The 21,909-nt window shown below is 69.5% G+C and carries 15 protein-coding genes; 6 read left to right on the forward strand and 9 right to left on the reverse strand.

Annotation, left to right across the window (positions count from 1 at the left end; translation table 11 throughout):
* Positions 1-68: 68 nt before the first annotated feature.
* Complete coding sequence (locus CRT60_RS17050) at positions 69-1,169, reverse strand: TRAP transporter substrate-binding protein (RefSeq protein WP_098737704.1); 1,101 nt, start codon at positions 1,167-1,169, stop codon at positions 69-71.
* A gap of 187 nt (positions 1,170-1,356) precedes the next feature.
* Positions 1,357-3,018, reverse strand: coding sequence for an alpha-amylase family glycosyl hydrolase (locus CRT60_RS17055; RefSeq protein ID WP_244592550.1), 1,662 nt, complete (start codon positions 3,016-3,018; stop codon positions 1,357-1,359).
* Between the two features lie 242 nt (positions 3,019-3,260).
* Here CRT60_RS17055 and CRT60_RS17060 point away from each other — a divergent pair, with 242 nt between their 5' ends.
* Positions 3,261-4,877 carry a DUF4384 domain-containing protein gene (locus tag CRT60_RS17060; protein WP_098737706.1) on the forward strand — a complete coding sequence of 539 codons (1,617 nt, stop codon included), beginning with the start codon at positions 3,261-3,263 and terminating at the stop codon, positions 4,875-4,877.
* Positions 4,878-4,925: 48 nt separating this feature from the next.
* Here the strand turns inward: CRT60_RS17060 and CRT60_RS17065 are convergent, their stop codons facing one another.
* Positions 4,926-5,741 (reverse strand): PP2C family protein-serine/threonine phosphatase, encoded by an 816-nt coding sequence (locus tag CRT60_RS17065; protein WP_098737707.1) that lies wholly within the window; start codon positions 5,739-5,741, stop codon positions 4,926-4,928.
* 225 nt (positions 5,742-5,966) lie between these two features.
* Between CRT60_RS17065 and CRT60_RS17070 the strand changes: the two genes are divergently transcribed.
* Complete coding sequence (locus CRT60_RS17070; protein ID WP_244592551.1) at positions 5,967-6,398, forward strand: flagellar basal body rod protein FlgC; 432 nt, start codon at positions 5,967-5,969, stop codon at positions 6,396-6,398.
* Positions 6,399-6,438: 40 nt separating this feature from the next.
* Here CRT60_RS17070 and CRT60_RS17075 read toward each other — a convergent pair whose 3' ends face one another.
* Together CRT60_RS17075 and CRT60_RS36200 are read right to left on the reverse strand one after the other, a co-directional pair.
* The gene (locus CRT60_RS17075) at positions 6,439-6,651 is read right to left on the reverse strand and encodes a hypothetical protein (protein WP_143273295.1); all 213 of its coding nucleotides are present in this window, start codon (positions 6,649-6,651) and stop codon (positions 6,439-6,441) included.
* A gap of 45 nt (positions 6,652-6,696) precedes the next feature.
* On the reverse strand, positions 6,697-7,281 hold the full coding sequence (locus CRT60_RS36200; protein ID WP_098737709.1) for a hypothetical protein: 585 nt from the start codon (positions 7,279-7,281) through the stop codon (positions 6,697-6,699).
* 211 nt (positions 7,282-7,492) lie between these two features.
* On the opposite strand from CRT60_RS36200, the gene CRT60_RS17085 reads away from it, so the two are divergent.
* On the forward strand, positions 7,493-8,395 hold the full coding sequence (locus tag CRT60_RS17085) for a tetratricopeptide repeat protein (RefSeq protein WP_098737710.1): 903 nt from the start codon (positions 7,493-7,495) through the stop codon (positions 8,393-8,395).
* Positions 8,396-8,417: 22 nt separating this feature from the next.
* Here the strand turns inward: CRT60_RS17085 and CRT60_RS17090 are convergent, their stop codons facing one another.
* Positions 8,418-9,683: a tetratricopeptide repeat protein gene (locus CRT60_RS17090; protein WP_098737711.1), complete on the reverse strand. Its 1,266-nt coding sequence runs from the start codon at positions 9,681-9,683 to the stop codon at positions 8,418-8,420.
* A gap of 133 nt (positions 9,684-9,816) precedes the next feature.
* Here CRT60_RS17090 and CRT60_RS17095 point away from each other — a divergent pair, with 133 nt between their 5' ends.
* The 3 genes from CRT60_RS17095 to CRT60_RS17105 all read left to right on the forward strand — a co-directional run bounded on the left by CRT60_RS17095 (position 9,817) and on the right by CRT60_RS17105 (position 14,461).
* Positions 9,817-13,368, forward strand: a complete 3,552-nt coding sequence (locus CRT60_RS17095) for a tetratricopeptide repeat protein (protein WP_098737712.1) — start codon at positions 9,817-9,819, stop codon at positions 13,366-13,368.
* A complete protein-coding gene (locus CRT60_RS17100; protein WP_098737713.1) occupies positions 13,365-14,048 on the forward strand; it encodes a tetratricopeptide repeat protein in 684 nt (227 codons plus the stop codon). Before CRT60_RS17095 ends, CRT60_RS17100 begins: the two co-directional genes overlap by 4 nt.
* Before the next feature lie 233 nt (positions 14,049-14,281).
* Positions 14,282-14,461, forward strand: a complete 180-nt coding sequence (locus tag CRT60_RS17105) for a YdcH family protein (protein WP_098737714.1) — start codon at positions 14,282-14,284, stop codon at positions 14,459-14,461.
* Positions 14,462-14,536: 75 nt separating this feature from the next.
* On the opposite strand, the gene CRT60_RS17110 is transcribed toward CRT60_RS17105, so the two are convergent.
* From CRT60_RS17110 to CRT60_RS17120, 3 genes are all read right to left on the reverse strand, one after another.
* Positions 14,537-20,602, reverse strand: a complete 6,066-nt coding sequence (locus CRT60_RS17110; protein WP_098737715.1) for a tetratricopeptide repeat protein — start codon at positions 20,600-20,602, stop codon at positions 14,537-14,539.
* Positions 20,599-21,045: a flagellar biosynthesis repressor FlbT gene (locus CRT60_RS17115; RefSeq protein WP_098737716.1), complete on the reverse strand. Its 447-nt coding sequence runs from the start codon at positions 21,043-21,045 to the stop codon at positions 20,599-20,601. Before CRT60_RS17115 ends, CRT60_RS17110 begins: the two co-directional genes overlap by 4 nt.
* Positions 21,046-21,187: 142 nt before the next feature.
* Positions 21,188-21,909: flagellin (locus tag CRT60_RS17120; RefSeq protein ID WP_280177226.1), on the reverse strand; the 722-nt coding region annotated here is incomplete at its 5' end.

Consider the following 21,909-nt stretch of genomic DNA (forward strand, 5'->3'; position numbering starts at 1 on the left):
AGGGGGGCGGCCCGACCGGCCACCCCCCTGCCTTCCGTCAGAACCCGCAGCCGATCACTTGGAGCGAATCACTTGGAACGGCCGGCCGACTGGGTGAAGTTGTCGTAGGGCAGCTCGGCCACGCGGAACCACAGCTGCACCTCCTCCAGGAAGGGCTTCCAGCTGTCGTAGACGGCCTTGAAGTCCGGGTTGGTCTTCGCGATGTCGTCGTACAGCTCGAAAGCGATCTTGTGGGCGGCCTCCATCAGGTCGCGCGGATAGGGGCGCAGCAGGGCGCCCTTGGCGACCAGACGCTTCAGCGCCTTGGCGTTCTCGGCGTCGTAGCGGGCGGTCATCGCGCCGTTCGCCTCGGCGCAGGCCGCGGTCATGATCGCCTGATAGGACTTGGGCAGCGCCTCCCATTCCTTCTGGTTGATGTAGAGCGAGACCTGGGGTCCGCCTTCCCACCAGCCCGGATAATAGTAGTATTTGGCGACTTGGACGAAGCCCAGCTTCTCGTCGTCATAGGGGCCGACGAACTCGACCGCGTCGATGGTGCCCTTTTCCAGCGCCGGGTAGATGTCGCTGCCGGCGATCTGCGTCGGGGCGGCGCCCAGCTTGGCCATGATCTGGCCGGTGATGCCGGCGATGCGGATCTTCAGGCCGTTGAAGTCGGCCAGCGACTTGATTTCCTTGCGGTACCAGCCGCCCATCTGGGCGCCGGTGTTGCCGGCCGGGAACTGGACGATGCCGTGCTTGGCGAAGAAGGTGCGCATCACCTCCTGGCCGCCGCCATACTGGAACCAAGCGTTCTGCTGGCGGGCGTTCGGGCCGAAGGGGATCGCGGTGTCGAAGGCGAAGGTCGGATCCTTGCCGACATAATAATAGCCGCAGGTGTGGCCGCACTGGACGGTGCCGTTCTGCACGGCGTCCAGCACCTGAAGACCGGGGACGATCTCACCGGCTGCATGCACGCGGATCTGGAACTTGCCGTCGGTCGCCTCGGACACGCGCTTGGCGATAATTTCGGACGTGCCGACGAGGATGTCGGTGCTCTTCGGGAAGCTCGACGCCAGACGCCACTGGATGGCCGGCTGGCTCTGCGCGATGGCCGGGGCCGCGAGGGTCGAGGCGGCAACGGTCGAAACGGCACCGACGCCGGCCTTGGTGAGAAACGCTCTTCTTTCCACTCCCGCTACTCCGCAAGATTATTGCTATTGCCGACAATTTCCACGACCCGCGATGAATCAGGGAATTTCAGCGACTTAGGCGAGAGTGTAACAAAGCATCCGATGCGGCGCCCTGCATCGCATAAATGTGCATGCCTGCCTTTCGAGGGTGTGGCCAGCACCCTCGAAGAGCGTATGCGGGGACGGCTCAGGCGGGGGTGCGCAGGCGTCCCAGGAAGACCGACAGCGGCGGCATCACCAGCGTCCGCCCATCGGCGGTCAGCTCCGGCGGCAGGGCGCCCGGCGCACGGGGAATGGGCAGGGCTTCCGGTTCGCCACGACCGCGCAGGGCGAATTCCGCCGGCCGGTCGGCCATGTTGAAGATGGCGAGCAGACGGTCATCTGCCGTACAGCGCTCGAAGGACAGCAGGTCGCCATGCTCTTCCACCGCGGTGACGCCGCCGCTGCGCAACGCCTCCAGGTCGCGGCGCAGCGAAAGGGCGGCACGCCACACCGCCAGCGGGCTGCCCGCGGTCCGTTCCTGCCGGTCGATGGCGAGGTCGCGATGGGCATCGGGCACCGGCAGCCAGGGGTCGGCGACGGTGAAGCCGGCATGGGGTTCGGCGGTCCGCCAGGGCATCGGCGTGCGGCTGCCGTCGCGTCCCTGGAAATCGGGCCAGTAGGTGATGCCGAACGGGTCGCGCAGCTGGTGCTGCTCCAGCACCGCGTTGGGCAGGGCCAGCTCCTCCCCCTGATAGAGGCAGACTGTGCCGGGCAGCGACGCGGCCAGCATCGCCAGCAAGGCGTTGAAGGCCTGTGGATCGGCACCGGCGGGCAGCCAGCGGCTGGCGGCCCGCTCCACATCGTGGTTTGACAGGCTCCAGCAGATCGACTCCGGCCGTCCGGCGGCGCTCAAGGCCTGGGCGAACCCCTTGGCGCTGAAGGGCTGCTTGGCCAGCGACAGGGTGTAGGCGGCGTGCAGTCCCTGTGGCGTGCAGTAGGCGGCGATGCGCTGGCCGGCGCCGGGCTGGCTGGACAGCTCGCCCAGAAGGACGCGGCCGGGATAGCGCTCCACCGTCTCGCGCAGGCGGGACAGGATGCTGCCGATGGCCGGGTGCATCATGTCGTAGATGTGCTGCTGCAAGGCGAAAGGCTTCAGCGGCGGTTCGGACCCGCGCCAGACGGCGGCGGGGTTGGAGCGCAGCTGCGGGTCATGGGCGAAGAAGTCGACGGCGTCGATGCGGAAGCCGTCGACTCCGCGCTCCATCCAGAATTCGGCCGTCTCGCACAGCGCATCCATCGCCGCGGGGTGGTGCAGGTTCAGCGCCGGCTGGCTGGACAGGAAATGATGCAGGTAATATTGCCGCCGCCGCGGCTCCCAGTTCCAGGCGGCGCCGCCGAACACCGACAGCCAGTTGTTCGGCGCGGTGCCGTCGGGCTTGGCGTCGGCCCAGACATACCAGTCCGACTTGTCGTTGTCGCGGGACCGGCGGCTCTCGACGAACCAGGGATGGGCGTTGGAGGTGTGGCCGCAGACCAGATCGACCAGCACCTTCAGACCCAGCCCATGGGCGCGCTCGATCAGCCGGTCGAAGACGGCGAGATTGCCCATGCGCGAATCCACCGCCCGGTGGTCGGCGACGTCATAGCCGAAGTCGGTGCGCGGCGACGGGTAGAAGGGGCTGATCCACACCCCGTCGACCCCCAGCGAGGCCACATGGTCCAGTCCCTCGATCACGCCGTCGAGGTCGCCCCAGCCGTCGCCGCCATGGTCGCGGAAGCTGAGCGGATAGATCTGGTAGAGCGCCGCCCCGTTCAGCCAGGACAGGTTCGGGCCGGACGATTGGGATAGGGAGAGGGTGTGGGGCAAGGCAGCAGGCTCCGCGCCGGGTGGTGCACATGCGGGTCGCAGAGATGCGGCGCGCGGTACCAGCTTCCTGCCTCATGGCTAACGAAAGGTTACCGGCCGTTCGTCGTCACAGGACCAGGACGTTGGACAGGACCGGCCATTGGGACAGAAACTTACGGGTGGGTACCCTGGGACTTGGCCGTTGCGAGGCCCTGCGGCTATACCAGCGACGCGGTTATGGCGACTGGGGCCAGGGAGCGGGAATGCGGCGGGACGGGACGGCGGTTGAGAGCGAGAAGCGGCTGGGCCGTTACCGGCTGCTCGACCTGATCCGGCAGGACGGCGACGCCCGGCTGCACCGCGCCCTGGATGCCAATGGACAGGCGGTGGCGCTGTGGACCGTACCGCTGGCCCGCCTGTGCGCCGATGCTGCCGGGCTGGAGCGGTTCCGGCGGATGGCGGGCGCCGCGGCCCGGCTGTCCCACCCGGCCATTCCCGCAATCCTGGCCTCCGGCGAGCTTGCCGGCACCGCCTTCGTCGCCACGGCACCGGCCGATGGGCCGACGCTCGCCACGCGGCTGGCCGACGGACCGCTGGAGTGGGGGGACACCGTCGCGACGCTGGGCCGCGTGCTGGACGCGCTCGCCGCAGCCCATCGGGCCGGCGTGATCCATGGCGCGCTTGGTGCCGACACCGTGCTGCGTGCCGGACCGGCCGCGGTGGTCGCCGGATTTGGACGTGCGGCCTTGACCGCGGCAGCGGTGGACCGGCGCGACGATCTGGCCGCCGCCGTGGGACTGGCCGAACGGCTTCTGGCCGGGCATGACCAGCGGCCGGGGGTGTCTGCCCTGCTGGCGACATTGCGCGACGATGGAACTGCGGCGTTTCCGGATGCAGGTGCACTGCTTCGGGCCGTCAGCGCGTTGAACGAGGCGTCCGTTGCGTCGGCCGGCCTGGCACCGGCGCGCGCCCGCCGCTGGCCGCTGCTGCTCGGCGGCGTTGCCGTGCTGGGCGGCCTGTCTGCGGCAGCGGTCCTGAACCGGCCTGCCCCGCCTCTGCCGCCACCCGAGGCGATGGTCGAAGACGCGTTACCCGACTCCGAACCGGCAGCCGAGCCGCCTGCATCCTCCCCTGTATCGCCCCCTGCACCGGCGCCCTCCCTGCCGCCGGCCCCTCCCCCGGCAGCCCCCCGGCAGCCGCCGGTCGCGGCGGTGGCGGCGGCGCTGCGCTCCATTCCCTGCGCACTGGTCGGCGTGGAAACCACCGGGGGGAGGCTGCTGGTTTCGGGGACGGTCGCCGGGGAGCGGGCGGAGACGGCGGTGCGCGAAACGGTCGAGACCCTTGCCGCCGGCTGGGACCATGGTTTCGACCTCGCCACTGCGGATGCGCGGTTCTGCGCCCCTCTGGGCAGCGTCGCCACGGCGCTGGACGCCAACCGCGGCTTGGCCGAGCCGTTGACGGTGAGCATGCTGGAGGGGCCGGCGCTGAATGCCGGCGATCCGCTGATGCTGGAGATCCGGGCGCCGGCCCGTCCGGTCCAGGTGCAGGTCGATTATTTCACCATCGACGGCAGCGTCGTGCATCTGCTCCCCAACCCGTCGGACAGCGCCATCGCGCTTGCCGCAGGCGCATCGCGCCGGCTGGGCGAGAGGGGGGAGGACGGGAAACCGGGGGCCGGGCGTTCCTGGACCATCGGCCCGCCCTATGGAACCGAAATGCTGCTGACCATCGCCACGGCGGAGCCTCTCTTCGCCACCCCGCGGCCGGAGCAGGAGCCGGCAGCCGACTATCTGGCCGCATTGGCCGATGCGCTGGCCGCGCTGCCGGACGATGCCCCGGCGATGCTGGCGGATGCGCGCTTCATCGCCACCGGGCCTTGACCGGCAGGGCGACCGGCAAGGCCCGATAATTGGATTTTGCCGGGACGGTCAGTCGGTCGCGGCGAAGCGTGCGACCACCACCGTCACATTGTCCATCCCACCGGCCGCATTGGCGGCGTCCACCAGCGCGGCGGCGGCAAGGGCGGGGTCGGATTCCTGACGCAGGATGCGGGCGATGACACCGTCCGGCAGCATGCCGTTCAGCCCGTCGGAGCAGAGCATGACGACATCGTCCGGCATCAGCGTCTGCACGCTGACCTCCGGCTCGACTTCCTCCGCAGTGCCGAGCGCGCGGACGATGATGTTCCGTTGCGGTGCGGTTCCGCGCCCACCATTGTCCAGCCATATCTGATAAAGGCTGTGGTCGCGGGTCAGGGTGCGCAGTTCCCCGTCGCGCAGGCGATAGACCCGGCTGTCGCCGGCATGGAACACCGCCATACAGGCGGTTCCGGGAATCCGCCAGAGCCCGGCGACGGTGGTGCCCATGCCGCGCCCCGACGAGAATCCACGGGCCAGATTCAGCTCGTAGATCGCCCGGTTGGCCTGCAGCACTGCAGAGCGTGCAACCGACAGCGCATGGCGCACCGCCGGCTCGGTCGCCGCCGGGTCGGTCTGGGTGCGGTCGGCGTCCTCACGCTTCACCACAGCGATCGGATCGGACGGCGCATGGTCCAGCAGGATGCCGGAGATCACCTCGACCGCCTTGCGGCTGGCGATGTCGCCGCCGGCATGGCCGCCCATGCCATCGCAGACAACCGCGAATCCCCCGGCAATGCTGACCTGGAAATCGTCCTCGTTGCGGGAACGGGCGCGGCCAACGTCGGTCAGGCCGGCGATGGTCAGGGCAAAGGCGGCGTTCGGCATTCAGGCGGCGGCTCCCGTCTCGCATCTGGGCCGGCTCGATTGGAACCGGTCCCATCAGGGCCGAAAGCACCGGCGGGATACCGGCGGCAAGGGAAAGGAGCGGCGGCCGTTTGCCCGATAATGGCGCAAGCCCCGCGAAAGATACAGCGGCGATTGCAATAGGGCTGCTACAGGCCGGCGATGCTCCGCTGGTGTCCGGCATCCGATGTGCTAAGGTTCCCCGATATGCCGTCGGACAAGGAATGGACCGCCATGGTCGGCAGTATCGGCATCGCGCTCAGCGGTTTGACCGCCCAGACCCGGCGGCTCGACGCCTCGGCCGCCAACGTCGCGAATGTGCGCTCCACCGGGGCCGTTCCGAGCACCGACGGCGGTACGGACGGCAAGCGCGCGGCCTACCAGCCCATCGTGGTCGCGCAGAGCGACGCCAATCCCGGCACGCGCACCAGCTTCACGCCGATCACGCCACCCTATTTGCAGGAGTATGCGCCCGACGACAGTGCGGCGAACGGCGACGGCATGGTCGCGGCGCCGAACGTCGATCTGGCAACCGAGCGCGTCAATCAGATGGCGGCCAGCCGGGCCTATGGCGCCAATGTCGCCGTGGTCCGGACCCAGGACGAGATGCTGACGTCCCTGCTCGATTCGAAAGTCTGACCGACGGGAAACCCGACTGCCGGGATCCGCCGGCGAGAACTCAGACGGTGATGTTCAGGTTCTGCCCGCGCGTCGGCGTGACGTTGCCGCCGCCGGAGCCGCCACCGGAACCATTGCCCGACTGCATCAGGGTTTCGACCGTCGCCTGCTGCTGTTCGGCATTCTGGTTCAACGCCTTGACGCCGAAAGCCATCTGCCCCTGTGCCTGCATCAGGGACATCGCCGCACCCGCGGTCGATGACGTGACATCCATGCCCATCCAGCCCCCTGCAACCCGCGCCCTTGGAACAGGGCGTCCTCAGATCACGACATTGACCCGACCGGCGGATGTGCCGGCGGACGTGGTCGCGACCGAAGCGGAGTGTGCCACAAATGCCGCGGCGGCGGAAGCGGTCGACGTGACCGGAGCCGCGGTCCGGGGGGTGGAAGCGGTGGCGGTGCCGGCCGTCGCCGGCCCATCGCTCCCGCCGCGCCCATAGGCCGCAGAGCGGCCGTCCGCCTGCCCTCCCGCCTGTCCGCCCTGTCCGCTTTCGCCGACCGTCAGCTTCAGCAGTGAGGCGCGTTCCGCGTCCTTTTCCGTCTGCTGGGCTTCCTTGTACTGCTTCAGCGCGGCTTCGGTCGGAATCTGCGAGACGGTCTTCCCGTTGGCCGGGTCGCGGTACAGCATCACCAGCCGCGAGGCGTCGGTGTCATAGCTGAAGGCGACGGTCGGGAAGCGGTTGACCAGCGGCTCGGTTGTACCGGCCGTCTCGGCTTCCGCCTGCGGGACATTGCTGGAGGGCGGAGTCCGGGTGCCGGCCCCTGGTTCGACGGCATCGCTGCCGCGGGGCGTCATGAAGGCGAACGGCCGCGAGACCGTCGATGTGGCCACCGCCACGTTCATGACCAGATTGTCCGGATCGGTGAATATCGAACATTAAATTACCTTAACCTGGACTGTGCGTAAAGAGTTTCTTTACACTTATTTGCAGTGGGGTTTCTAACCTGTGCAGCGAAAGGGGATTTCCGGCAGGGAAAATATTTATGTCGAAATCTAAGATACTCCCCTTCACGCGCTTGCGGTGACGGCACCGGTCGTCCTAAAGCGTTGAGCCATGGCCACCATCCTCGAAGCTTTGACGCTGGCGCTCGACCTGCATCTCGCCGGCCGTTTCGGCGAGGCGCAGGAACTCTACACCCGCATCCTCGATGTCGAGCCGGAGCAGCCGGACGCCCTGCATTACCTGGGCGTGCTTGCCGGACAGATCGACCGGGGAGAGTTCGGCCTGACGCTGATCGGCAAGGCGCTGGCCCTGCGGCCGGAGGCGGCCGACATTCACGCCAACCGCGGCAATCTGCTGCGCGGGCTCGACCGGCCGGACGAGGCCGAGGGATCCTACCGCCGCGCGCTGGCCCTGCGCCCCGATTTTGCGGAGGCCTGGACCGACCGCGCCTTCGCCCGCCATGGCCGCGGCGATCCGGCCGCCATCGACGCCACCGCCTCGATGCTGGAGCGCGCCCTGCGGATCGAGCCGGCCCTGGATCCGGCGCGGGAAAAGCTGGTCGATCTGCTGCATGCGCGCGGCCGGCTGCGGCTGGAGTCCGGGCAAGTGACGCCGGCGCTGGCCGACCTGATCCGGGCCGCGGCACTCGACCAGCGGGATGCCGACATCGCCTTCCTTCTGGGCAATGCCCTGTACGCCGCCGGGCTGCGCGCGGATTCGGTGATCGCCTTCCGCAACGCGCTCGCCCTGGTGCCGGATTTCCTGTCGGCGGCGCTGAATCTCGGCATCGCGCTGGCCGCGACCAACCATGCCGCCGCGGCGCTGGCCCCGCTCCACCACGCCGTCCGCATCGACCCGGCCCATCCGGTGCCACGCGACACGCTGGCGCTGGCGCTGCGTTCGCTGGGCCGCGTCGAGGAGGCCGACGCGCTGGTCCGGCCCGCGCCGCCCCCGCAGCCGGTCAAGCCGGACCCCAAGCCCGCTCCGTTCCGCCGGCCGCGCCGCCGGTCCTGAGCGGCGTTCCTGAACCGCCCGCCTAACCCGCAGGGCGCCCGGCCAGCACCACCAGCCCGGTCACCGGTTCGCCGCTTTCGAAGCGCAGCCGGTCGCGGTCGCATCGCCGCAGCATCAGCCCGGCATTCGCCACCGCGGTGCGGATGTAGGCTTCGGCATGGGCATAGCGGCCGTGGGTGGCGACGCGGTGGGGCCGACCGTCGGCCGGATCCAGCGCCTCCACCGTGAAGGCCAGCCGGCCGCCGGGGCGCAGCGCGGCGCAGGCGGCGGCCAGAGCGTCATCGAGGACGCCGAAATAGCAGAACACGTCGGCCGCCATGACCAGATCGAAGGCCAGCCGATGCGTGGCAAGGAAGCCGACCAGCTCCGCTTCGTGCAGCCCGTCATACAGGCCGCGGGCACGGGCGCGGTTCAGCATGCCGTCCGACAGATCGACACCGACCAGCCGGCGGGCATAGGGCCGGAGCGCTTCGGCGCACAGCCCGGTGCCGCAGCCGGCATCCAGCACGTCGAGGTCGCCGGCCGGCTCTTCGTCGGAGAGCAGGCCGGCGAGAAGGGCCGGCGCCCGGTAATCCAGCTCGGCCAGCTTGCGGTCGAACTCATCGGCGAACAGGTCGAAGGTCTGGCGCACATAGTCGTCGGGGGCGCGCGGGTCGGCCTCCTCGCCGGCGATGGCGGCGCCGATGTGGCGGGCCAGCGGGTTGTCCGGATGGTCGCGCCGCCACAGCCGGGCCAGCGCCGCCGCATCCTCCTCCCCGCCCTGTTCGTGCAGCAGATAGAGCACGGCGCCGAGATTGTCGTGGGCATCGGCCCAGTCCGGCCGAAGGGCCAAAGCCCGGCGGTAATCCACCGCCGCCCCGCCAAAGCGGCCGAGGTCGCGCAGCAGGTTGCCGCAGTTGTTCCACGCCTCGGCATGGTCGGGACGAAGGGCGAGCGCCTGACGGAAGGCGGCTTCCGCCTCATCCTGCCGCTCCGCCTGACGCAGGACGGAGCCGAGATTGTAGTGCGCCATCCCCTCATGCAGGCCATGGAGGACGGCGGCCCGGTAGGCGGCGGCGGCCTCGTCCAGACGGCCAAGCGCGCGCAGGGCGTTGCCGCGGTTGTTGTGGGTGCCCGCGAGAGTCGGGTCGGCGGCCAGCGCCTGGGCATAGAGCGGCTCCGCCCCCGCCGCGTCGCCGGCCGCGGCCCGCGCGTCCGCCTGCCGGCTGAGCTTCACCGCGGGCGGCACGGCGATTCCCGCCAGCCCCCTGCGCACCCCGCCCCGCAAGGACGAGCGTGACCCTGCCATCGCGTGTTCTCCCCTCTCCCGCCGGCCTTTTCTGCAGGTCGATTCCCCGCCGATATCAATGGCATCTTTACCGTGATCCACCGATGATGGCACTCCCTTTGAGGGTGCGGGCAGTCAGGGACGGGGCCGGAACGTGGCGAAGCACACCAACATGCTGGCGCAGGCAGTGGCACACCATCAGGCCGGGCGTGTCGCCGAGGCGGAGCGCGGCTATCGCGACGTGCTGACCAAAGACCCGCGCAACGCCGACGCGATGCATCTTCTGGGGGTGCTGGCCCTGCAATCGGGCCATGCGGAAGAGGCGGTGACCCTGATCGGCAAGGCCCTGGCGCAGACCAGGGGCGTCGCCGATTACTGGGACAATCTGGGCAGCGCACTGTTCGCCGCTGGACGGCCGGACGAGGCGGCGCAGGCCCACCGCAACGCCACCATCCTGGACCCGCAGGGGGCGCAGCGGCGGCACAATCTGGGCAATGCGCTTGCAGCCCTTGGCCGTCACGACGAGGCGCAGCGGGCCTTCGCCAAGGCGCTGGCGCTGAAGCCGGATTATGCCAAGGCCTGGTACAATCTCGGCAACGGCCATGCCGCGCTGCACCGCTATGACGGGGCGGTGACGGCGCTGGACCACGCGGTGCGGCTGGCGCCGGGGATGGTGGAGGCGCACAACAATCTCGGCGACGCGCTGGCGATGGCCGGCCGGCTGGACGAGGCCATCGCACAGCACCGGCTGGTGACCCGGCACCGCCCCGACGATGCCACCGCCTTCTACAATCTGGGCGCCGTCCTGCAACAGAAGGGCGCTTTCGAGAGTGCCGAGATCGCCTATCGCCAGGCTTTGAAGCGCAACCCGCGCCACAGCGCCGCGCTGAACAATCTGGGCAGCGTCCTGAAGCGGCTGGGCCGTCCCGATCAGGCGGAGCTTTGCCACCGGCAGGCGCTGGACCTGCACCCGGAGTTCGTGGAGGCGCGCTACAATCTCGGCAACGCCTTGCAGGCGCAGGGGCGCTACGAGGACGCGGCGGCCTGCTTCGAGGAGGCGCTGGCCCAGCAGCCCGACCTTGCCACCGCCACCTACAACCTGTCTCTGCTGGCGCTTCTTCACGGTGACATCGGGCGCGGCTGGACCGGGTACGAGCGGCGCTTCGCCGCCGGCGAGGCGGTGCCGAACCGGCGCTTCCCGATTCCGCGCTGGGGTGGAGAGGTGCTGCGCGGCAAGCGGCTGCTGATCTGGCGCGAGCAGGGCGTGGGCGACGAGATGATGTTCGCCTCCTGCTATCCGGACGTCGTCGCCTGGGCGGGCGGACCGGTCACCATCGAATGCGATCCGCGTCTGGTGCCGCTGTTCCGCCGCTCCTTTCCGACAGCCACGGTGCGGGCCGAAAGCTGCACCGGTGACGCTTTCGGCGAGGCCTTGCGGGAAACCATCGATCCGCCCGACTGCGACCTCCAGGTTGCGGCGGGCGACCTGCCGGAACTGCTGCGCGCCAGCCTGTCCGCCTTCGAGCCGCAAGGCCCCTGGCTGGTGCCGGACCCGGCGCTGGTGGAGCGGTGGCGGGAGCGGCTGGCGGCGCTGGGGCCGGGCTTGAAGGTCGGCATCGGCTGGCGCAGCCAGCTGATGACCGTCGACCGCAAGGCTTCTTACGTGATGCTGGAGCATTGGGGACCGCTGTTCGCCGTGCCCGGCCTGACCTTCGTCAATTTGCAGTATGGCGACTGCGAGGCCGAGATTAGGGCGGCGGAGGAGCGCTTCGGCGTGACCATCCACCGCTGGGCGGATCTGAACCTGAAGGACGATTTCGATGGCGCGGCGGCGCTGACCGCCAACCTCGATCTGGTGATCTCGCCGGCGATGTCGGCGGGCGAGCTGGCCGGTGGGCTGGGGCTTCCGGTCTGGCGCTTCGGCGGCCGCGACTGGACCCAACTGGGCACTGAGGCCCGCCCCTGGTTCCCGACCATGCGTCTGTTCCAGCCGGGGCCGGGCGAAGCGCTGGATTCGATCATTGGAGCCATCGCCCAGGCATTGCGCGCCATGATTCAGGAGCCCAAGCCTGCTCCTGGGGAAAAAGCGGTTCCCGAACCGGAAACGCCCGCCGATTTCGATGCGCTGCTGAACCATGCCGCCGACCTTCACCGCACCGGCCGGCCGGATGAGGCGGAAGCGGCATACCGTGCCGTGATTGCCGCCGATCCCCGGCGCGAAGCCCTTGGCCACCCCGATGCCCTGCATCTGCTCGGGTTGTTGATGCACCAGACCGGGCGGAGCGACGATGCGCTCGCCCTGATCGGCGAAGCGCTGCGCATGGATCCGGTCTTTCCCCAGGCCTGGAACCATCTGGGTCTGGTGCATGAAATGGAAAAGCGCCACGCCGACTCAACCTTCGCCTTCGCCCGCGCGCTGGCCCTGCACCCGGCCTATCCGGAGGCGCTGACCCATCTCGGCCTCGTCCATCAGATCGCCGGACGGCCGGCCGAAGGCGTGCGGCTGCACCGCCGCGCCATCGCCATCCAGCCCGACCATATTCCAGCCCATGCCAATCTCGGCCATGCCTGCGAACTGACCGGGCAGACGTTGGAGGCGACCGGCCATTACCGCCGTGCCCTGGCCCTGCAACCGGAGTCGGCCGAGGCCAACAACAACCTTGCCACCATGGCGACGCTGTCCGGCCAACTGGACGAGGCGAAGAGCCATCTGCACCGCGCGTTGCGGGCCGATCCCGGCTTTGCGCTGGCGGCCTGGAATCTCGGGCTGATGGATCTCGCCAACGGGCGCATCGCGGAAGGCTGGGCCGGCTATTCGCGCCGCTTCTCCGCCCGGCAGCTGCAACGGGCCCGCCGCATCGACCGGCCGGTCTGGACGGGCGAGGCGCTGCGGGGCCGGCGACTGCTGGTCTGGTCGGAACAGGGCGTCGGCGACGAGATTCTGTTCGCCTCCTGCTTCGACGCCTTGAACGGGCTGGATGGGCCGGTCACCGTCGAGTGCGACCGGCGGCTGGTCAGCCTGTTCGCCCGCTCCTTTCCCTGGGTGGCGGTACGGGCGGAGACGGCGGACCCCGCCGGGCAGGAGACGATCGACCCGCCGGATTGCGAGTTGCAGATGCCGGCGGGGAACCTGCCCGCCCTGGTCCGCGACAGGGTGGCGCGTTATCCGGACCGTCCAGCCTATCTGCGCCCCGATCCCGGCCTCGTCGCCCGGTGGCGCGACCGCCTCGCCGCCCTGCCCGGCCTGAAGGTGGGGCTGGCATGGCGCAGCCAGATCGTCACCGCGCAGCGTGCCGCCGCCTACACCGGCCTTGCCGACTGGGCGGCATTGCTCGACATGCCCGGCGTCAGCGTGGTGATGCTGCAATATGGCGACTGCACCGCCGAACTGGCCCGGGTGGAGACGGCAACGCGCCGGCTGTACCGGTGGGACGACCTGAACCTGAAGGATGATTTCGAAGGCGTTTCCGCCCTGATCGCCAACCTGGATCTGGTGATCTCGCCGGCCATCGCGGTCGGCGAACTGGCGGGTGCGCTGGGCGCGCCGGTCTGGCGGCTCGGCACCCGCGACTGGACGCAGATCGGCGCCGGCGTCCGGCCCTGGTTTCCGACCATGCGCCTGATCCAGCCGCAGGAAGGCCAGGGGTTGGCCGACGCGGCCCGGCGGGCGGTTCATGCGCTGGCGGCCCTGGCTCCGACCGCATGAGCGACAGCGCTGGCCTGCTTGCCGAGGCGTTCGACCGTCATCAGTCCGGCGGATTCGACGAGGCGGAGCGTCTTTACCGCCGCATCCTCGCCGGTGAGCCGGCGGAGGCCGACGCCCTGCACCGCTATGGCCTGCTGGTCGCGCAGCTTGGCCGGCTCGACGAGGCCGACGGGCTGCTCACCCGCGCGCTGACCCTGGACTCCAGAGCGACCGAGGTGGCGGTCAACCACGCAAAGATCCTGCGCGCCCTGCACCGGCCGCAGGATGCCGCCCGCCGGTTCCACCATGCCCTGGCCTTGTCGCCCGCCCTGCTGACGGCGCTGGAGGGGCTTGGCCATGCCGAACGCGAAGCCGGCCATAGCGCGGCGGCGGCGGAAGCCTATGGCCGGGCGGCCCGGCTCGGCACCGGTGCGGCAGTGCTGCATCGATGGGGCATCGCGCTGGACAGCCTCTGCCGGCCCGAGGCGGCGGCAGAGGCGTTGCGACGCTCCGCCCGCCTCGATCCGACGGTTCCCTCCGTCGCCGTCAGGCTCGCCGCGATCCTGGAGCGGCTGGGATGCCAGGGCGAGGCTGCCGGCTGGTATCGCCGCGCGCTGGTGCTCCAGCCTGGCCGTGACGAACTGCGCAGGGCACTCTCCGACATCGTTGAATCGGCCATTGACTTGCCACAGGTGACATAACCCTTTGGTTCAAAGGGTCTGTTCGCCTCCGGATGGTGATGCGCGAAGTGATTTCAAGACCCCACCCCTGCGACCCACTGTCATACGTCTGAACGGTTGAGGCATCTTTTCGCATGGTTTGACCGCATAAAACGCAAGATTAAGGTTGTTCGGCGGTTCGGATGGGTGAACACTGCTGTTACCGGACCGTCACATTGAGGCGGTACGCGGACTGATCACATGGAGAGCGACTCATGCACACTGAAGCTCGCCTTTCGTCTCTGCAGGAAAAGCACATGCGCCTGGACCGGGCGATCCTCGACGAGGAGAAGCGCTCATGGCCGGATGAGAGCGCAGTAAAGCGCCTCAAACTCGAGAAGCTGCACGTCAAGGAAGAGATCGATCGCCTGACGCGCCCCAGCCAGATGAATTGATCCCCCCAATCACAGCAACGACCTTCGATCTTCACCCTTGAACAGGGGTTAAAGGCCGGGTTGAGGTGGACCGCCTCACCCCGGCCTTTTGACGTCCGGATTCCGGAAACAGCCGTCAGCCCGGCGGACGCGTTCAAGCGCCGCCGCCACCTTGGGAAGAAGGTCGGCCACCCGTTCGCCGGGACCGGTCCAGAACAGCCGCATCGACGGAAACCAAGGCCGCACACAGGTGCCGAGCGCCGTCCAATCGCCCGTGCGTCCCAGCCGCCAGACCGGCACGCCGAGCGCTCCGGCCAGTTCGCCGGTGGAGGTCGCCGGGGCGATCACCAGATCCAGGGCCGACATCAGCGCCGCCGTGCCGTCGAGATCGTTGCGCAGGTCGAGGTCGGCAAAGTCATGTGGCGCCCGGCCGAAAGCGCCGCGCGCCGCCGCCAGTTCCACTCCGCAGTCGCCATATTGCAGGTTGACCGGGATCAGGCCGGGCAAGGTCAGCAGCGGCCGCCAATCCTCGATGCGCGTGTAGTCGGGCATGCGGTCGGGATCGAGCTGGCTGCTGCGCCAGGCGACGCCGACCCGCAGCCCGTCTCCCAATCCGGACAGACGCCGCCACCAGGTCGCGACCGCCGCCGGGTCGGCGCGCAAGGCCGGTCCCAAAGCGGCGCCCAAAGCGGCGCCCACTGTGGCGAAGTCCGGCAAGGCGCCGCCCAATCGGCGCGACAGCGATCCGATGGGGACATGGGCGTCGATGTCGGACGACGGCTCGCCGGGCGTGGCGGGGGCCGGCCGCACCGTTGCCCGGGGGAAGGACCGGGCGAACAGCGGGACGAAGCGGGGATCGCACTCGACGACGGCATGGCCCCCGTCATGGTCGGCCCGGGCGATCAGTTCCGGCAACCGCTGTGCGAACATCAGCTCGTCGCCGATGCCCTGTTCGCGCCAGACCAGAAGGCGCTTCCCCGACAGAGGCCCGCCGTCCCAGAGAGGGGCACCGGGGTGCCGGAATGCCGCCGCCATGTCGCGCGTGTCGAAGCGGCGGTCATAGCCTTCCCAGCCCCGCGCCAGCCGGCCGGCCGTCAGCGCCAGCAACCCGCCATTGAAGGCCGCCGCCGCGTGGCCGGGCTCAACCGCAAGCGCGCGGGCACACCATGGACCCGCCGCGGCGGGATCTCCCAGTTCGCGCAGCAGCCGGCCGCGGTTCGCCATTGCATCGGCCAGGGCGGGGGCGAGCGCCAGGGCACGGCGCCCTGCCCGTTCCGCCCCATCCAGCCGGCCGAGGCGGCGCAGCGCCACCGACAGGTTCATCCACCCCGCCTCCAGACCCGGTGCCCGACGGAGCGCCTGTGCATGCGCCCGCTCCGCCTCGGCCCAGCGGCCCAGCCGGGCGAGAGCGACGCCGAGATTGTCGTGCGCCTCCGCCAGATCCGGGTCGGCCGCGACCGCCTTCCGATGAAGGTCGGCCGAGGCGGCGCTCCGCTCCAGCGCGTCGAGTGCATTGCCGAGGTTGGTCAAGGCCGCCGCGCTGTCGGGCTGGACCGCCAGAGCGGTCCGGAAACTTGCCGCCGCCGGCCCCGTCATCCCGAGCGCCAGACGGACATTCCCCAGGCTGATATGCGCCGTCGCATATTCCGGAGCCTCGGCGACCGCAGCGGCGATGCGACCCTCCCCTCGCGCCGACGCGCCCGACTGGTGGGCGAGCAGGCCCGAAAGGTGCAAGGCCACCGGGTCGCGTGGGCGGCTTGCCAGCACCCGTTCATAGAGGGGAGCCGCCTCGTCATGGGCACCGCTGCGGTGGGCGGCGACCGCAAGTTCCAGAAGCCTGTCCGGGTCGGGGGCTGGATCTGCGGCGTCGGCAGTCCCGGAGTCGCCCCCCCCTGCCCCGATCGCTGCCGGACTGGCCGCCCTGCCCCGCGGCGTCGCGCTGGCACGCAACGCATTCGCCATCCGGGCAATCGCTGCCTCAAGCCCTTCGCCGTGGTTCGGCTGGAACAGCCGCATGGTCGGAAACCAGGGGCGGGCGCCGGTGCCAAGCTGGGTCCAGTCGCGGCCGCCGAAGCGCCAGACCGGAACCCCCAGCGCACCGGCCAGCTCGCCCGCCGACATCGCAGGCGAGATCACCAGATCCAGGTTGGCGGTCAGCGCCGCCGCGCCATCGAAATCGTCCTTCAGGTTCAGATCGGCCCAGCGGTGGATGGTCACGCCGAAGCGCTCCTCCGCCGCCCGAAGCTCGGCCTCGCAGTCGCCATACTGCAAATTGACGAAGGTCAGGCCGGGCACGGCGAACAGCGGTCCCCAATGCTCCAGCATCACGTAAGAAGCCTTGCGGTCGGCGGTCATCAGCTGGCTGCGCCAGCCGATGCCGACCCGCAGGCCCGGCCCCAGCGCCGCCAGCCGGACCCGCCACCGCTCCACCAGCGCCGGGTCCGGCACAAGCCAGGACGATCGGGTAGGAAAGCGTTTCAGATCGGCACGCAGCAGGCGCGGCAGGTTGCCGGCGGCGATCTGGAGATCGGCGTCGCGCGGGTCGGCACTCTCCGGCCGGACGTCGGCGCCGGGAAAGGATCGCGCGAACAGCGGCACCAGCCGGCGGTCGCATTCGATCACCAGACGACCGGCGCGCCGCATCGCCTCGTCATAGCAGGAGGCGAACAGGATCTCGTCGCCCACCCCCTGTTCCCGCCACACCAGCAGCCGCCGCCCGGCAATGTTTTCGCCCCGCCATGCCCGCATGGACAGCCGGCGCCGCTGGTCCTGGAACTGCGGCGTGGCGAAGCGCCAGTCATGGTCGGCCCAGCCGGCACGCAAGGCACCCGCTTCCAGCAACAGAAGGGAGCGGTTGTATCGCGCCTGCGCATGCTTGGGGTCGGCCTCCAGCGCCGCGTCGAAGGCGGCAAGCGCCTCCTCCTGCCGGCCGTGCCGTTTCAACAGATAGGCAAGGTTGCCGTGCGCATCGGCCAATGACGGCGCAAGCTCGATGGCGGTCCGGTGGCAGGTCTCCGCTTCCGCAATCCGACCCATCGCTTCCAGCGCATTGCCGCGGTTGGTCCAGGCGACGGCAAGGCCGGGGTCGCAGCGGGTCGCACGGTCCAGCATCCGCGCCGCCTCATCGAAGCGGAGCAGCTTGTGGAGGGCGCCGCCCAGATTGCTGAGGGCGTCGGCCGTTCCCGGCGTCAGGCTGACCGCAATGCGATGGATCCTCACCGCCTCTCCGGGGGTGCCCGCCAGTTCGGCAAGATGCCCCAGGGCGGGGGCCAGATCGGGGCGCAGGCGCAATGCGCGGATGATGGCGGAGCGGGCAGCCGCCACCTGCCCGGTGCGGCGGAGCAGCGCCGTCCGGTTTACCCAATGGCCGGCACCGTCCGGCTGTGCGGCAACGCAGGCGCGGGATGCACGGTCGGCGGCTTCGAACTGGCCCAGCCCCTGTTGGACTTCGCACAGGGCGGCATGGGCCGAGGCGTTGTGCGGGTCGGCGGCGGAGGCCCGGACCAACAGGTCCTGCGCCTCCTCCAGCGAACCGCGCCGCTTGGCCAGCACGCCGCCCAGATGCAGGGCGACCGAATGGCCGGGCACCCTGTCGAGAAATTGCCGCACCAGGGACTCCGCCAGCGCAAAGTCGCCGGTGCGGTAATGGGCGACGGCGTCCGCCATCCTCCGGTCGTCGTCGGGATCCGGCCTGGCGGGCGCAATCATGGCCGGCTCCTGGGCCGGCTCCTGGGCCGCCTGCTGGGCCTGCTGCCTGCCGGATGCCATGCGCTGCAACTCCTTCGCCATCCGGGCGAGCGCCCCGTCCAGAGCTTCGCCGGCAGTCGGCTGGAACAGGCGCATGGTCGGGAACCAGGGGCGGACCCTGCTGCCCAACTGGGTCCAGTCGCGGGCACCGAAGCGCCAGACCGGAAGCCCCAGCCCTCCGGCCAGTTCGCCTGCCGACATCGCCGGCGAGATCACCAGATCGAGGTTGACGGTCAGCGCCGCCGCGCCATCGAAATCGTCCTTCAGGTTCAGATCGGCCCAGCGGTGGATGGTCACGCCAAAGCGCTCCTCCGCCGCCCGAAGCTCCGCTTCGCACTCGCCATACTGCAAGTTTACGAAGATCAGGCCGGGCACGGCGAACAGCGGCCCCCAGTGGTCCAGCATCACATAGGCGGCCGTGCGCTCCGACGTCATCATCTGGCTGCGCCAGCCGATGCCGACCCGCAGGCCCGGCCCCAGCGCCGCCAGCCGCTCCCGCCATCGCTCCACCAGCATCGGGTCCGGCACCAGCCAGGGCGCCTGCCCGTCGAAACCGGACAGGTTGGTGCGCAGACGGCCCGGCAGGTCGCCGGCCGGGACATGGGCATCGACGTCCGGCGGCTGGATGGTTTCATCGCCGCCGGCATCGACCGACTCCGCCCTGACCGTCGCCTGGGGGAAGGAGCGCGCGAACAACGGCACCAGCCGGCGGTCGCATTCGATCACCACATGCCCGGCCCGCCCGATCAGCGACGGGTAGCAGGAGGCGAACATGATCTCGTCGCCGACCCCCTGTTCCCGCCAGACGAGCAGGCGGCGCCCGGCGGGATTTTCCCCCTGCCACAGCGGGGCGGCGATCCGCCGGTTCACATAGCCTTTCGCCCAGAACCGCCGACGGTAGCCGTCCCAGCCGCCGGGCAGATCGCCGCGGGAAAGCCGCAACATGCCGCGGTTGAGATGCGCGGTGTTGAGCGATGGATTGACCGACAGGGCAAGGTCCATCCAGGGTTCTGCCGCGGCATCGTCCTGATGGCATTGCCAGAGCATCATGCCGAGGTTGCCGGCCGCTTCCGCATGCCGGCCGTCGATCTCCAGCGCACGCCGATGCGCGGCCTCCGCCTCGCCGATGCGGCCGAGCCTTTGCAGGACCAGACCGTAACCAGTCAGCGCGGACGGGCTGCAGGCGTCGATCGCCAGGGCTCGCCGGTACATCCGTCCCGCCTGGGAAAGGTCGTCACGGTCGAGAAGCAGGCCGCCGAGATTGACAAAGGTCTCCACGCTGCGCGGGTCGGCCACCGCGGCGCTGCGATAAAGATTTTCGGCATGGTGGAGTTCGCGCCGCAGGATATGGATGCCGGCAAGATTGACCAGAGCCTTGCCATAATCGGGACGGAGCCGCAGGGCTCGCCGATACCAGCGCGCCGGCCTTTCGGAATCGGCTTCCAAGTCGTAGCGGCTTTCCAGCGACGTGCCGTGGTTGTTCACCACCATGGCATCGCCGGGACTGAGCGCCACCGCGCGGCTGAGCACCAGGGTCGCCGGCCCCATCTCTCCCAGTTCGAGCAAGGCCACGCCCAGATTGTTGCACGCCCCCTGCATCGCCGGTTCGCGGTCCAGCGCCAGACGGAACTGCACGACCGCTTCCCTCAGGCGCCGCGTGCCCTGAAGGGCGGTGCCGTAGCTGAAGTGCAGCTGCGCAGTGCCGGGATGCGCCGCGACGGCCGCAGCCAGGACGCCGCAGGCCGCCTCGTGGTCGCCACGGCCGTTCAGCAGGGCGCCCAGTTCCAGCGACAGCTCCTTGTCGCCCGGCGCGTCCTGCAGCGCGCGGCGCAGACAGGCCTCCGCATCGGGATGCCCCAGGTTACGCAAACAGATCGCCAAGTGCCGCCATGCAGCGGAATGGGAAGGGTCGGCCTGCACCACCGCATAGAAGGCGTTGGCTGCCGGAGAGATCTGGCCCAATTCCCGTTGCAGCACGCCGTAATTAAAACGGGCCGTCAGGTTGTCCGGCCCCATGGTCAGCGCACGGGCGTAGGCCTCCGCCGCCTCATCCCGCCGGCCGAGGCGCTGAAGCACGGTGGCGCGGTTGTTGTAGGCCTCGACATAGCGGTCGTTCTGCCGGATTGCGACCACATAGGCGGCCAGCGCCTCCTCCAGCATGCCGAGATCGGCCAGGACATTGCCGAGGCTGTTGTAGGCCGTGGCGAAGCCGGGCTGCACCGCCAGCGCGGCCCCCAGGTTGGCCAGCGCCTCCGCGGTGCGGCCGGTCTGGTGCGCGATGATCGCCGACAGGTGCAGTGCGTCGGCATGCGCCGGATCGTCGGTCAGGATCCGGCGGTAAAGCGCCAGCGCGTCGGCAAGGCGGCCGGCGCGATGCAGCGGTAATGCGGCGTCGAGCAGCTCGGCGGCGGTCACGGCGTCCGATCGTCGGTCGGTGGGTCTTCGTCGTCGCCTGCGGCGCTATCGGCCATACCGCCATCCGGCGATCCGCCATCCGCCGTCCTGAACAGCTTGCGGCAGAGCTTGAGCGCCCGATAATAATTGCGGCTTTCGACCAGACGCGCGATCTCGTCCAGCGTCTTGGAAGCGTCCGGCCGCGCTTCGCGGGTTTCGTCCAATATCGAAGCGAAGCGTTGGAGATTCAGCGTCGAATCTTCCGGGAAGATGTAGACGAGCTGAATGACGAAATAGAGCTTCTTCTCGATGCAGTCGATCTGCTCTTCCTTCAGAACCTCGCGTCCGCGCAGGAAGTTGGCGGTGTTGTAGAGGAAGAACGAACCCGGACGGTCGCCGGCACCGATGACGGCACCGTTGATGATGACCTTCTCGTTGGGGCGAAGCACGAACTTGAGTGGCATGAGTAGGGAACCCGGGGCTTGCGGGCCGTTGCCGTCCGGCCTTTGCCGGACCGGTCCGGCCCAAAAAAGAAACGGGCGGCGGCCTGATGCCGCCGCCCGCCGGGCGTGATCCTACCCGAACTCGCCGTCGGAACTCTACGCCTTAGAACAGGCGCAGGATCGACTGCTGCGACTGGTTGGCGAGCGAGAGGGCGATGGTGCCCAACTGCTGCCGGGTCTGCAGCATCAGCAGGCTGGCGCCTTCCTCGTTCTGGTCGGCCAGCGTCAGCTTGCTGGCGCCTTCCGTCAGCACGTCGCTGAACTCCTTGGTGAAGTTCTCGCGGGTCGTGATGATGTTCAGGTTCGTCGACAGCGACTGCGAGGCCGAACGGATCGTCGCCTTCGCGTTGTCGAGGCCGGCGACCGCCTTGTCGATGTCGGCGCGGTCCGTCCAGTTGTTCTGCGCTTCGTCGAGCTTCAGACCCTGACCGCTGGTGGTCAGGTTCACCGCGCCCACCGTGATCGAGTTCGTGTTCGTCTCGTTCAGCTGGACGGTGATGTCGTTCTTGGAGTTGGCGTCGGAAATCTGCTTGGTGACGATGTTGGCCGAGCAGTTGGCCGAAGCCGCCTGCTTGATCGTCTTCGCATCGACATCCAGGTGGACGGTGCCGCTGTCGAATGCGAACGCCTGGTCGCCACCCGACAGCTTGCCGTCACCCTGCTCGTTCATGCCGTCGCGGGTAACCTGGGCGCCGTTGGAGTTGGTGACCTGGATTTGCAGGTCGACCTTCTTCTCGATGGTCGAGATGCCGTTGCCCTGGTTGTTGGCCGCTTCCAGCAGGCGGCGGTCGACCGTGAAGGACACGATGGTGCCCGACGCGAAGC

Source organism: Azospirillum palustre, assembly GCF_002573965.1.
Taxonomy (GTDB): domain Bacteria; phylum Pseudomonadota; class Alphaproteobacteria; order Azospirillales; family Azospirillaceae; genus Azospirillum; species Azospirillum palustre.